Consider the following 13,273-nt stretch of genomic DNA (forward strand, 5'->3'; position numbering starts at 1 on the left):
AAGTGCATTATTAGAAAGAGGAAGATGTGCTGGATTAACACTTTATACTTGTCAGGGGTAATGAGAAAAAAATATATTACTGAAATTAAGGTATTTCAAAGGAAGATAATCTAATAGATATAGCTGTAAACGAGAGCTTGATTAGAGAAAAGCACAAGTTACCTTTAATAAAAGCAGACATAAAAGAAGAGTTATAATAAAAAAGTATTGACAAATAAATGTATTAGGATTATTATTTATTCGTATCCGAACGAATGAGGTGAGGAAATGAAACATAAATGTATAATTGGTAAGATAAATCAAATTAGTACTTATTCCAATAAATTTATTGCTAAAAGATTAAAGGAAGAGGGCTTGCCAATATTACAGAATCATATTCCATTATTTTATATTCTTCCTGAAGATGGAAGTGCACTGCTTTTTAATGAAGTAGCTAATATATGGGGAATATCTAAGTCTTCTCTATCTGATATTATAAATAAGTACGAAAGTCAATTGCTAATAAAAAAATGCATGTGCTCTGAAGATAAGAGAAGTGTATATATCAGTTTGACTCCAGAGGCATTTTATATAAAGCAAAGGCTTGAAAGCATCGAAGCTGAGTTCTTAGATATATTATTATATGGCTTTGATAAAGCTCAAAGAAAAATCTTTGATGATAATATTGATAAAGCCATAAAAAATGTTGAAAAAATGCTGTAAAAGCATTTTTTTATAAATATATCATCCGTTCGCGTACGAAATAAATTTGAAGGAGTCATTTATATGAACGAAACTTTAAAGGTAATAAAAGAAAGAAGAACTACAAGAAAGTTCAAAGCAGAACAAATAAAAGAAGAAGAATTACAAGCAATTATTGAAGCTGGCTTATATGCTCCTAGTGCTAACAATCAACAGTCTTGGAATTTTACAGTTATACAAAATGCTGAATTATTGGAAGAATTAAACATAGAAGCTAAAGCTGCTGCAAAGAATATTCCCAATGAATTTATGCAAAAGATGGCTAACAATGATAAATTTAATGCTTTTTACGGAGCTCCAACAATTATAATAGTTTCAGGAAATGAAGAGGGAATGATGTCTCATGTGGATTGTGCAGCGGCATCAGAAAATATGCTAATTGCGGCTGAGTCTTTAGATATAGGAGCGTGCTGGAACGGATTTATAGGAATTTTGTTCAGTAGTGAGAAGGGAAAAGAATATAAGAAAAAGCTAAATATCCCAGAAGATTTTGTGCCATATTATGCAATAGTGCTTGGTTATAAAGGTGTTAGAGTGACAAGTGCACCAGAAAGAAAGGCTAATTCAGTACAGTATATTAGATAGGTATAATTCTAAATGGACTTTTACGGGCAATTTGTAGATGGAAACAAGTGGTAAAATTATTGGAGTGTAGAACATAAATTATTATATATTATATTGGCTTATTTTGATAAAATGGTAGATATAGATTTTATAAATTATATGATTATCATAAAAGGAGGCCAATATAGTGAGTGTAGAAAGTGTAAAACAAGAATTTATAGAGAAGAATTTAGCATTAGAGATAATTGAGCTTAAGGAAAGCACAGCTACTGTAGAATTAGCTGCTAAGGCTATAGGAGTAGAACCTGGACAAATAGCTAAAACTATGGCCTTTGCAATTAAGGATGAAAACATACTAGTAGTGTCTAAAGGTGATGCAAAAGTAGACAATAAAAAATTTAAGGAGTTCTTTAATGCAAAAGCTAAAATGTTGTCTTTAGAAGATGTTCCAAATATAACTGGACATCCAGTTGGAGGCGTATGCCCTTTTGGATTAAAAAGTTATATGAAAATATATTTAGATAATTCTCTTAAACAATATGATTATGTATATCCTGCTGCAGGCTCAGCTAATACTGCCGTAAAAATAGATTTAGAAAGCTTACAGCAGGTAACTGAAGGCAAATGGGTTGATGTATGCAAGTAATTATAAGAAGGATTCTAATTTAATTAGAGTCCTTTTTATTTGCTAAGATTGTTCCAGCTGTATGGATAAGTTTATTATTAATGGTAATTTCACAGGCAATTATATAGAATATATTTTAAAAAGCATGCAAATTAATTGTCTATTATGTAATTCCTACTAGAATTCTAGTAATGATACAAGATAATAAATAAAAAGTAAGGATGAGTAAAACATAGGTAAGGCCTTTCAAATTAATAAATTTTATTTCTGAAAAGAACTTAAGCTTAGTTTCAAATTGGCATCTTTATTTATTAACAAATATGTGTCATTATTAGAGTAATAATATTATCATACTTGAAGCATTGGAGGGGTACGATGATTGATAAAATTAAGTCTAAAGTAAATAAAAAGTATACTACTATATGCGCTTATATAATAATTACTTCATTAATAATTTTTATATTGGCAAGAGCAACCTTTGAAATTGGTAGTATTTTAAAAGCGGTAACTTCAGCTTTGAAATACATAGGGAGGCTGCTAACACCTGTATTTGTAGGAATTATAATAGCATACATTATTAATCCTCTAGTTGTTCTTATTGAAAGATTGCTTAGAAAAGTCAAGTTTTTAAAGTTTAAAAATGATAAGAAATATAGAAATATTGCCGTTTTTGTTTGCATGGTTCTTATAATTTTAGTGGTATTTTTGCTAATTGGTACTTTTATATTTAGTATTACAAAGCAATTTTCAAATATGAAATTTGATAAAGTAATAAGTGTTATAACTAGTTATATTAATGGCTTTTCAGACTCTTTAATCAATATTGAAGCAAAACTAAAGAGCATGAATATTGAATCAAGGGCAGCGGAGCAGTATGTTGCACAAATTTCTAAAACACTTATTAATTGGTTAAATAATTTTGCGGATAATCTAGCGGCAAATACAATGAATATTTCTGGTTATATTTCTAATTTTGTTTTTGGATTAATCATAGCAATTTATTTATTACTAGACAAAGATGAATTTATTCAATATGGAAATAAATTCTCAAAGGCTATGTTTTCAGAAAGAACAGAGAAGAAGGTAAAGAAGTGGCTGGAGGATTTAGATCAAATTTTTTCAGGTTATATTAGGGGCACACTATTAGATGCGTTATTCATTTGTGTGACATTAAGTATAACCTTGGGCATTATTGGTATTAAGTTTGGAGTGCTAATAGGTATCATTGCTGGTTTTTGTCATCTAGTACCTTACTTTGGACCAATTGTGGCTTTTATTGGTACAGTAATTTTTGGATTGCTAAATGGTCAATACACTCAAGTTATAGTAGCAATTATTGTTTTATTCATTATTATACAAATTGATGCTAATATAATAGCACCAAAGCTTCTTGGAAGCAGTGTTTCACTAAAACCAGTATTTATTTTGATATCAATAATTATTGGAGCAGAATTAGCTGGTGTTTTAGGAATGGTACTGGCAGTACCTGTTACAGCTTTAATTAGGTTAATTTTAAAGAAAGTTTTGGAAGAGCGAATAAAGAAAAAAGAATTTCGGGAGGATGAAAACAAAATTAAGATATAGAAAAATTACAAGCATAGTTACAAAAGATGATAAGCAATTAATTCTCTACTTTTTACATCTAATGTAGAATTATTACAAGTTTTTTACCCCTTAATATGTGTTATTTTATTATAGAAAGATGAGAGAGTCGAAGTTAAATAGTCAGTGAATAAATCTATACCATGAGGGGGAAGGATGTATTATGATTCCATTAGACCAATATGATAAATGGTCAGTATTACTTGAAGAGAATGCTGGGCTCTTTTTAAGCAAAAAAGAATTAGAAGAGTTTGCTACAATATCAGAAATTGAGAGAAACAACCAATTGAAAGAAATACTTGAGAAGCCTATTGCCAATTTTACCATGGTTAATGAAGTTTATTTCAGAGCAAGATGGGCAGAAGTATTAAAAATGCTATATTCTCAAAGCAACTTAAATCTTTTGGAAATTGCAACTGGTGATGCCGATATGATTCCGCAGGTTTTGGACCGCACACATCCTAATAGTCACTACATTACGGTTAATATGAATAAAATTTTAAATGTAAGTTTACTGAATAAAACAAAGAATCTACATATTATAATGGATTTAGTCAATGATGATGCGGCAAATATAGTTAAGCACTTAGGCGAAGAAAAAGTTGATATAATTGCCTTTCAACATGCTGTTAATGACGTTATACAAGCAATATTATGCAGTAGAGAGGGGATAGATACAACTGATTCTGATTGGATGGAAGTCTTACCTAAGATGATAAAAATTCTTCAAAAAGAAACTTCGGAAAATACTTTAGAACAACATGCTAAAATTCCATTTTTATCACTCCTAACGGAGTTGTTAAAAGTTTTGAAAAAAGACGGTATGATAGTAATGAATCACTATATGTTCCAGCTTGATCTTGATTGGGGCTATCCACCAGAGCTATTTGAAAAAATGGTACCAATTATACGAGAATGGATTAAGGAGTTAAAAGGCTGTACAGAGGTGTTTTTTCAAGGATTTGATACAAATTGGTGGATATACTTAAAAAAAACCGAAAGCTAGCAATTAAATGGTTTTCTGTTTTTTTCCATATCGTTAATAGTTAATTCAAGTGTTTCACCTCATAGTATGCTATACTTATCTAAAAACCTAAACTTAGTTGCTCTTTTATCTTATGCAAAAGTTAACAAAGAGGTTTAGGTTTTTTAATATATCATATCAATCCTCTTTTTACTAAGTCATTTTGAATTTCGCACTCATCTATCATGCACATGGTCTCTCCAAGTTTTATAGCTGGTTTTGTTTTTCCGTGGAAATCGCTGCCGCAGGTCACAAGCAAGTTATTTTCTCTGCTTTTCTGAAGGAAGTATTCCACAGTATTTTCATCATGATAATTACTGAAAGCTTCCACACCCTGTAAACCAGAAGCTATCATTTCATCTAATAATTCAAATTTGCCTTTAAGATTATTTCCAGGATGTGCAAGTACAGAAACACCACCATTTTCAGTTATCAGATTAACCGCTTTTTCTAGTGAAGGATAAATGATTTCTGTATAGTTCGGCTTTCCTTGAGCATAAAAGTCCCAGTAAAAGTTCACATATGGATTATCACTACGATTACCGCCAGACCTGTATGGCCTTAACAACTCATGTTTTTTATATCGAGAATCATTTAATAGAATTTCTGCAAACATTTCTCCTGTATAGATACCACTTCTGCTTAATCCATCCAGTTGCTCCTTTTGAATATCAAATCCAAGATTGTTTGTTAACTCTAATTTCTTAGTTGAACATGATCTTTCTTGACGAAGAATGTTTTCTTCCAAATCATAGAACACATTCTTTCTATAATCTATTCCATATCCGAGAACATGCAGATTTATGCCTCTATATGTGCAGTCTACTTCAATTGCATTAATGTATTGAATATGATATTTATAAGCTTCTTTTCTTGCTTCATCCACTGCTTTTATACTGTTGTGATCTGCAATTGCCATGGTGGTAATTCCTCTGTCATGGCACATTCTCACCAGGTCAGCTGGGGAGAATTCTCCATCATCACTGTAATAACTATGAATATGTAAATCAATGAACTTTGCTATCATGAATTTTATTCGTCCTTTCTATCATTAAAAACATAAGAATAACAAAAAACATTAAATAAACTGGATACAAACGAATAGCAACATGTTCAGCTAAAACACCAAATATCGAAGGCATAAATGTACTTCCAACATAAGCACATGCCATTTGCATTCCCATAATGGATTGTGATTTATCAGCACCAAAATTATTAGGTGTTTCGTGAAGCATACTAGGATAAATTGGTGCACATCCAAGTCCTACAAGAATCAGACCCGTTAGTGTTATTACATCTTTCATAGGAAGCAACAATAACAGTGTCCCAAGTGCTGCGATGCACTGTCCTATGCGCACCATTTTTTTGTCTCCTAATTTATCAGTAATAAATCCGCAAATAAATCGCCCGGACGTAATTCCAAGATAAAACAAAGAGGCCCATTTAGCTGCCGTTTTTGCATCGATACCTTTATAAAGCACCAAATAACTGCTTGACCACAGTCCTGCAGTAGCTTCCAAAGCACAATAACAGAAAAATGCTGTCAATATTGCCTTTGCACCGGGAAGTCTTATGGTTTCCTTTAAACTGATACTTTTTACTTCATGTGTGGTCCCTCCGCTTGTTTCCTGTTTAGCTTTCCATAAAGGCAATGATATAATCAGACTAACAACAAGGATAATTTGTATAATACTAATTGTTTGATATCCAGAATTCCATTTCAGACCATTTGTCAAGCACAATCCCATAATATAAGGGCCTGCTGATGCACCAACTCCCCAAAAGCAATGCAGCCAACTCATGTGTCGTGATTTGTAGTGCAGCGCCACAAAGTTATTAAGAGCAGCATCCACACTACCAGCTCCAAGACCATATGGGATTCCCCACAAGCATAACTGCCAAAATGAATGTGAAAATGAAAATCCTAATAAAGCTACAGCTGTCATTGCTACACTAATAGTTGTTACCGCACCAGTGCCTAATTTCCGGATTAATTTGTCGCTAAATAAACTAGATATAATTGTTCCTCCTGCAATGATCATACTAACGATTCCTGCATAAGATATAGGCACATTTAATCCTCCATACATAGATGGCCATGCAGAACCAAGAATCGAATCCGGTAAACCCAGGCTTATAAATGCAATATAAATAATTACTAATAGTATTGATGTCATGTTTACTTCTCCTTTCTAGTAATATGCTATAATAATATTACAAATCGGTTGAAGTATATATCAAAATACGAGCTTTTTATTATAACAATCGTATATTTTTAACATGGGAAATAATAATGACACAATACGAAAGGAACTGATATGGTCGAAATGAAACTCTTAAAGGACAACTCAGAAATCGTGCCTTATACCTTTCCGAATTTTCGGGTTCATGCTAGAAAATACTTGCTTTCTTATTATCCAAACATGGCAGCTGTCAGCCATTGGCATGCTGATTTAGAATTTATCGTAATGCTGCGGGGAAAGATGTTATATTCAGTAAATGGAAAAGACTATTTGCTTAAAGAAGGACAAAGCATATTTGTCAATACAAAACAGCTGCACTATGGTCATTCTTTTGGAAAATCAGACTGTGAATTTCTATGTTTGCTTTTCCATCCTTCACTTTTATGTTCTACAGAAAATATAAAAGAAACTTTTGTAGAAGCCATTTGCCAGAATGATGCACTTCCTTTTCTTATATTTACGTCATCTGATGAATGGCAGAACAACACAATTGCCGAATTAAAGCAGATATTTAACATATGTCATGAAGAATCCCTTGGATTTGAATTAGAAGTTTTAAGCCACTTTTATTCGCTGTGGCTTAATATTTATCAAAATGTAATGAATATAGAAAATAAAGAAGAACCTATTTCTGATAAAAGACTGGAAACTCTTCACTCTATGATTGGATATATCCAGAAGCATTATTGTGAAAAGCTTGTATTAAGTGATATTGCTGCATCAGGTAGTGTGTGTAGAAGCAGTTGCTGCGACATTTTTTCTAGTTTACTGCACATGACACCAATTCAATACCTTACCAATTATAGGCTGGAAAAGAGCATTGAATATTTGCATCATACCTCGCAGTCTATAACTGACATTGCATTACTCTGTGGGTTTAACAGTTCTAGTTATTTTACTGAGGTTTTTCACAGAGAATTAGGTTGTACACCGTCTCAATATAAAGACAAAATTAAGAATTCAATAATTAATGGATAGATAGTTTCAATTTTATTTAAAGAAAGGATACACATATATATGGATAATAATGCTTTATGCAATTTAGAAAAACAAATTGAAAGAACCATTGACAATTTAAGAAAACGCAATATGGGCGGTTTTTTTGTTAAGGATGAAATTGAATTAAAAGAAATATTGAAAGAACTTATAGAAAAAAATTCAGTAGTTGGTGTTGGTGATTCAATGACACTATTTGAAGCAGGTGTTATAGATTTTCTACGTATGGGAAACTACACTTTTTTAGATAAGTTCAGAGAAGGCATTAAGAGTGAAGAGAAAAAGCAAATTTATATACAAAACTTTTCTGCGGATACTTTTATATGCAGTACAAATGCCTTAACAGAAGAGGGTGAACTTTACAATATTGATGGTAATGGAAGCAGAGTTGCGCCAATGATCTATGGACCTAAACAGGTTATTTTAGTAACAGGTATAAATAAGCTAGTAAAGAATATAGAGGAAGCAGAAAAAAGAGTTAGAAATCATTCTGCCCCACTTGATGCAAAAAGATTAGGTAAAAAAACTCCTTGTACTACTCTAGGTTATTGCGTAGATTGTAAAAGTTCTGATAGAATATGTAATGATTTTACAATCATTAGAGGTCAATTTATCAGAGATAGGATTAAAGTAATTATTGTTGGAAAGAGGTTAGGGTATTAATGGAGTACTTTTGAATACCTTATAACTGATACAACCAAACCATTATTGGCATTGTTACAATACAAACAATGGTTGTAATTACATTTATTATACTTGCATATTCTGCATTTTTTCCATAGATTTGAGTCATTTGCGTAACTGTCGATGCAGATGGTGTAATTGTTGCAAGCAAACTAATAAGCAGAATAGTCTTCCCATTGGATAATACATTGGTCATTCCAGAGTATTTAAGTAGAAGCAGAACAACAGTTGGGCATACTATCATCTTAAGAAAAGTAACTAAGTAAATTCTTTTATAAGCAAATATCTGTTTGAAATTCATATTCCCTATAAGCATTCCAGTAACAATCATGCTAGCAGGACCTACCATTACACTCACTGATTCCATAGTTTCTGTCAGTATACCCGGCAGTTGGACTCTAGTAACAAATAATAAAATTCCAAAGAAGATTGTAATCATATTGATATTTAAAATAATCTTTTTCAGGTCTATTTTTCTTTCCTCACAGAGCAGCATTCTGCAATGAGTCCAGAGGAGAATTATCTGTACAGATAAGAAAGCACTAGAATAAATAACCCATTCCTTTCCCAAGATAGAAGTTACAATGGGAATAATCAGATTTCCTGCATTTGAATACATTATAGATGCTTTTTCAATTGCATCCAAATGAAATATATTTTCTAGAACCTTTGCTAAAATTATAAGTACAATATGAATCAGCACTGCTGCTACAAAAGCTAGGATCAATCCATTCCGTATACTTTCTGTGTATTTTACTTGAAAAGCATTTATAATTACACAAGGCATTATTATGTAAATAACAATCATTGAAAGACTTTTGCTTTCTTCAACTTTCATTAATCGGGTTTTCACCAATATGAATCCCATAGCCATAATTAAAAAAAGCTTGGCTATTTGCTCTATTAATAATAAACTAATCAAAATTTCACCTCCGTGATTTAGAGAAACAATAACTGCTATGGTGCAATTTAGACTGCTTCCTTTGTGTGAGAATCAAAATAAACTTTAATCTTACCAAGATTTGATTAATTCTTTACCTTTATATTGATTATACCATATATTAAAATCCGTACTAATTATGTATAAATCACGACAAGGTAATAGTATCTAAATAATTTGCTATTTTTTTACACATCGTTAATAGTTATTTCAATTATGCCACCTTATAATATGATATTTTATAATAGAGAGGTGAGAATATTGAAGTGTGGTAAAAAATTTGCAAGAGTAGTTTGGGGGATAGTTATAGTATCAATGTTAGGTCCATTTGTATTAACCTTTATAATAAATGGAATAAGGTGGTTTATAAAATAAATATGTATATATTTATTTGAAGTTTCCATATATAGTTATTATAATCAAATAAAGGGCAAGATTAATGCAGTTGCATAAATTGAAAAGGGGAACGGTATGGAATCAAATATTTGGAACACAGCAGTAGATTATTTGGAGAAATCAAGAAAAACGTGGTGGAATGATGATTATATGGAATTCTTAGTAGAAAAGGTTTGGAAGATTACTAAGCCAGTATCAATCATTGATTTTGGCTGCGGAATTGGATTTTTAGGAGAACTGTTACTTCCCATTTTACCAAAGGGAAGTACATATACGGGCGTAGATATAGGTGATAAATTATTGGATTATGCAAAAAAGAGGTTTCAGACCGCAGAATACGAAACATCTTTTGAAGTTTGTGACTTAAAGGAGTATGCACCAGAGAAAAAATATGATATTGCAATTTGTCAAACAGTGCTGCAGCATATTCAAGATCCAATTAGTATACTAGAGAAAATGAAGGCGTCTGTAAAACCACAGGGTATGGTTATCTGTATAGAACTTAGCAGGGATGTGTCAAGTGCTTCATTATATATAGATGGTTTGGACTACAGTAGGATGAATTTACTTGGAATTGAGCAAAAGCTTCGCAGGAATGATTTAGATAGAATAGGAAAAGACTTTGAGGTTGCACTAAAACTGCCAATCTACATGGAAAAAGTAGGGCTTCAAAATATTGACACTAGAGTGAATGATTTTATGCAGTATATAAATCCCTCAAATCCAGAATATGAAACTCAGTTGGAAGCATTTATGGCTGGATCTTATGATGAAAGAATGACACTAGAACAAAAGGATAATTTTGTAGCTAATTTAGTTAATAGAGGACTTACACAAGCTGAAGCAAATAATGAATTTGAAAGCAGGAAAAGAATTATAGATTATTTACATGATAATAAGGATAATTTAAGTATAGTATGGAGTAATTGTATGTTTATTTCTTATGGCTATAATTCATAATGCACTGAGAAAAAAGAAACTTATACAACTTTGAAGGTAAAGTTGTGTAAATGTTAATTTTACATGGGAGGGCAACAATGTATAAAAATATTATATTTGATATAGATGGCACAATTTTAGATACAGAAAGTGCAGTACTTAAATCACTTCAAAGAGTAGTAGATGAAGAACTTAATAAAAATATGAGTTTTGAGGAATTAAGATTTGCCTTAGGTATTCCTGGGGAGGTAACTATAACTAAGCTTGGAATTAAAAATACTTCTTCTTGCCTTGACAAATGGGATAAATATTTAAAAGAGTATTTTCATAGTGTGAAGGTTTTTGATGGTATTAAGAATACTTTAATTAGATTAAAAGAGATGGAAATTTCAATGGGTATTGTTACTTCAAAAACTAATGAAGAGTTTCAAAGTGATTTTGTACCTTTTGGGTTAATGAGCTATTTTAAAATTGTAGTTTGTGCGGATGATACAGAAAAGCATAAGCCATGTCCTGAGCCAATTTTAAAGTTTATTGAGCTGTCTGGTGCAGATAAATCAAAGACTATATACGTAGGAGATACTAAGTATGATATGGAATGTGCACATGGTGCAGGTATAGATTTTGCATTAGCATTATGGGGGGCTAAATCCTCAGAAGGAATTAAAGCAAATTATATTTTAGAAAACCCGGAACAAATTGTGGATTTGATATAAGATTAATTCCTGGAGCATAAGTATGCAGCAAGAATAGATGGAAAGGTAACTTTTTATTTCCCAATTTGAGGTTAAGTGTAAGTAATGGGCTTGAAATTCATAAAGAGATACAGAAAATACTCTCAGATTATAAGGTTTTAATTTCAAGGGGGATTTAAATGGATGATTCACTTAAATTTATTGAAGGACTTAAAACAAGGAATATTAATCTATTAAAGAGCGTTCCTAAAGCAGATTTACATAATCACTTTACAATGGGAGGAAATAAAGATTTCATATATAAAAAAACCGGAAAGCTGATAAGAACCTTAAGTTATAAATTGAAAAGCATGGGTGAAATGGGTAGATGGGTAAATGAAAATGTAGGAGACATATTTAAAGATAAGGAAGGAAGAAAAATTGCGATAGATAGCTGTTTTCAGCAGGCTAATGAGGATAACATTACTGTTTTGGATATAGGAGAAAATGTTTGGGCTTTAGATGGGATTTATGGTGGAGATATTAATGAATTAGTAAATGCTTTTTACAGCAGCAGAGAGAAATATGCTCCATATACAAGGTTGAGTTTTCAAATTGGTTTATCTAGGTATTGTAGTGTTGAATCACTTCTAGAGTGGTCTGAAGCATTTTTTGAGCAAGATTGCTTTGATTCTATAGATTTATACGCAGATGAATTTGCTCAGCCAATAGAAAATTTCAAGCCTTTGTATAGAAAGGCTAGAGAAAAGAAACTTATATTAAGAGCTCATGTTGGAGAATTTGGTTCTGCAGACGATGTTATGAGAGCAGTTGAGGAGCTTGAACTTGACGAGGTACAGCATGGGATAGCGGCAGCTAAATCTCAAAAGGTAATGAATTTTCTATCAGATAACAAGATAAGACTCAATATTTGTCCTACTAGCAACATTAAATTATCAAGAGTTTATTCTTATAAGGATCACTGTATAAGAAAACTATTTGATAATGGAGTTATAGTAACCATAAATTCAGACGATGTTTTAGTGTTTGGAAATAGTGTGTCCCAAGAGTTTTTAAATGTATACATTAGTGGCTTGTTTACAGCTGAAGAGCTTAATGAGATAAGACTTAATGGATTAAAATAGTTTAGTTATAAGGAGTGGAATAATTAATCGAGGAATACACAAATAAGTATAGTGTTAAAATGAACGAAAAATGAATTTATTAGAAATATTATAATGCCTAGGAGAATTAATTCTCCTAGGCATTATATGCTAATTATACAAAAAATAAATTAGCTTTAATCAGTCTCTTTCGAATTTGAGGACCTATAATAGAAGCAATTAAAATTTTTGCAAGGTCTCCAGGTACAAAAGGAATCACTCCTATTGCAAAGGCTTTGCTTGCGGTCAAATGAGCCTGATAGGATAGCCAGAAAGATCCAAAAACATAGCATACTATAGTTCCCAATATCATGCCTATCATACATAAATACCATTTATCAATGTAATTATCAATAAAGAAACCAGCAATTAGTGACATAAAGAAAAAGCCTATTATATATCCGCCTGTGGGTCCAAATAACTTAGAGGGGCCACCGCTAAAATTTGAAAACACAGGAAGTCCAACAAATCCAATTAACATATATATTATGTAGCTTGCAGAGCCTTTTTTCATACCAAGAGCATAAAGTACAATATATATTGCTAGGTTTGTAAAGGAAATTGGTACAACACCAATAGGAATTGATAAAGGTCCTAAAATACAGATTACAGCTGCCATGAGGCCGATATTTGCCATTTGATAGATATTAGATTTCTTTTCCATGATTATTTCTCCATTTCA

The 13,273-nt window shown here is 31.6% G+C and carries 15 protein-coding genes; 11 read left to right on the plus strand and 4 right to left on the minus strand.

From position 1 onward, the window contains the following. Window positions 1–267 precede the first annotated feature (267 nt). From bsdE14_RS20150 to bsdE14_RS20170, 5 genes are all read left to right on the plus strand, one after another. Window positions 268–702 carry a MarR family winged helix-turn-helix transcriptional regulator gene (locus bsdE14_RS20150; RefSeq protein WP_264851802.1) on the plus strand — a complete coding sequence of 145 codons (435 nt, stop codon included), beginning with the start codon at window positions 268–270 and terminating at the stop codon, window positions 700–702. 63 nt (window positions 703–765) lie between these two features. Further along, a complete protein-coding gene (locus tag bsdE14_RS20155; RefSeq protein ID WP_264851803.1) occupies window positions 766–1,326 on the plus strand; it encodes a nitroreductase family protein in 561 nt (186 codons plus the stop codon). Between the two features lie 166 nt (window positions 1,327–1,492). Then, the gene (locus bsdE14_RS20160) at window positions 1,493–1,951 is read left to right on the plus strand and encodes a YbaK/EbsC family protein (RefSeq protein ID WP_264851804.1); all 459 of its coding nucleotides are present in this window, start codon (window positions 1,493–1,495) and stop codon (window positions 1,949–1,951) included. Window positions 1,952–2,305: 354 nt separating this feature from the next. Next, a complete protein-coding gene (locus bsdE14_RS20165) occupies window positions 2,306–3,514 on the plus strand; it encodes an AI-2E family transporter (protein WP_264851805.1) in 1,209 nt (402 codons plus the stop codon). Window positions 3,515–3,695: 181 nt separating this feature from the next. After that, the gene (locus bsdE14_RS20170) at window positions 3,696–4,538 is read left to right on the plus strand and encodes a hypothetical protein (protein ID WP_264851806.1); all 843 of its coding nucleotides are present in this window, start codon (window positions 3,696–3,698) and stop codon (window positions 4,536–4,538) included. Window positions 4,539–4,689: 151 nt separating this feature from the next. Here the strand turns inward: bsdE14_RS20170 and bsdE14_RS20175 are convergent, their stop codons facing one another. Continuing rightward, window positions 4,690–5,583 carry a PHP domain-containing protein gene (locus bsdE14_RS20175; RefSeq protein WP_264851807.1) on the minus strand — a complete coding sequence of 298 codons (894 nt, stop codon included), beginning with the start codon at window positions 5,581–5,583 and terminating at the stop codon, window positions 4,690–4,692. After that, window positions 5,564–6,733: an MFS transporter gene (locus bsdE14_RS20180; RefSeq protein ID WP_264851808.1), complete on the minus strand. Its 1,170-nt coding sequence runs from the start codon at window positions 6,731–6,733 to the stop codon at window positions 5,564–5,566. Before bsdE14_RS20180 ends, bsdE14_RS20175 begins: the two co-directional genes overlap by 20 nt. 141 nt (window positions 6,734–6,874) lie before the next feature. Here bsdE14_RS20180 and bsdE14_RS20185 point away from each other — a divergent pair, with 141 nt between their 5' ends. Then, window positions 6,875–7,777: an AraC family transcriptional regulator gene (locus bsdE14_RS20185; RefSeq protein WP_264851809.1), complete on the plus strand. Its 903-nt coding sequence runs from the start codon at window positions 6,875–6,877 to the stop codon at window positions 7,775–7,777. Between the two features lie 39 nt (window positions 7,778–7,816). Then, a complete protein-coding gene (locus bsdE14_RS20190; protein ID WP_264851810.1) occupies window positions 7,817–8,458 on the plus strand; it encodes a lactate utilization protein in 642 nt (213 codons plus the stop codon). A 19-nt stretch (window positions 8,459–8,477) separates the two neighbouring features. Here bsdE14_RS20190 and bsdE14_RS20195 read toward each other — a convergent pair whose 3' ends face one another. Next, window positions 8,478–9,401 carry an AEC family transporter gene (locus bsdE14_RS20195; RefSeq protein WP_264851811.1) on the minus strand — a complete coding sequence of 308 codons (924 nt, stop codon included), beginning with the start codon at window positions 9,399–9,401 and terminating at the stop codon, window positions 8,478–8,480. Window positions 9,402–9,671: 270 nt separating this feature from the next. Here bsdE14_RS20195 and bsdE14_RS20200 point away from each other — a divergent pair, with 270 nt between their 5' ends. The 4 genes from bsdE14_RS20200 (at window position 9,672) to bsdE14_RS20215 (ending at window position 12,573) form a co-directional block, all read left to right on the plus strand. Beyond that, entirely contained in the window at window positions 9,672–9,794 is a 123-nt protein-coding gene (locus bsdE14_RS20200; RefSeq protein ID WP_264851812.1) for a hypothetical protein, read from the plus strand. Between the two features lie 96 nt (window positions 9,795–9,890). Next, window positions 9,891–10,775 carry a class I SAM-dependent methyltransferase gene (locus bsdE14_RS20205; protein WP_264851813.1) on the plus strand — a complete coding sequence of 295 codons (885 nt, stop codon included), beginning with the start codon at window positions 9,891–9,893 and terminating at the stop codon, window positions 10,773–10,775. Window positions 10,776–10,852: 77 nt separating this feature from the next. After that, window positions 10,853–11,470: an HAD family hydrolase gene (locus tag bsdE14_RS20210; RefSeq protein WP_264851814.1), complete on the plus strand. Its 618-nt coding sequence runs from the start codon at window positions 10,853–10,855 to the stop codon at window positions 11,468–11,470. Between the two features lie 158 nt (window positions 11,471–11,628). After that, window positions 11,629–12,573 carry an amidohydrolase family protein gene (locus bsdE14_RS20215; protein WP_264851815.1) on the plus strand — a complete coding sequence of 315 codons (945 nt, stop codon included), beginning with the start codon at window positions 11,629–11,631 and terminating at the stop codon, window positions 12,571–12,573. Window positions 12,574–12,706: 133 nt separating this feature from the next. Here bsdE14_RS20215 and bsdE14_RS20220 read toward each other — a convergent pair whose 3' ends face one another. Further along, window positions 12,707–13,255 (minus strand): biotin transporter BioY, encoded by a 549-nt coding sequence (locus tag bsdE14_RS20220; protein WP_264851816.1) that lies wholly within the window; start codon window positions 13,253–13,255, stop codon window positions 12,707–12,709. Window positions 13,256–13,273 lie beyond the last annotated feature (18 nt).

This window comes from Clostridium omnivorum, assembly GCF_026012015.1.
GTDB classification, from domain to species: Bacteria; Bacillota; Clostridia; order Clostridiales; family Clostridiaceae; genus Clostridium_AX; species Clostridium_AX omnivorum.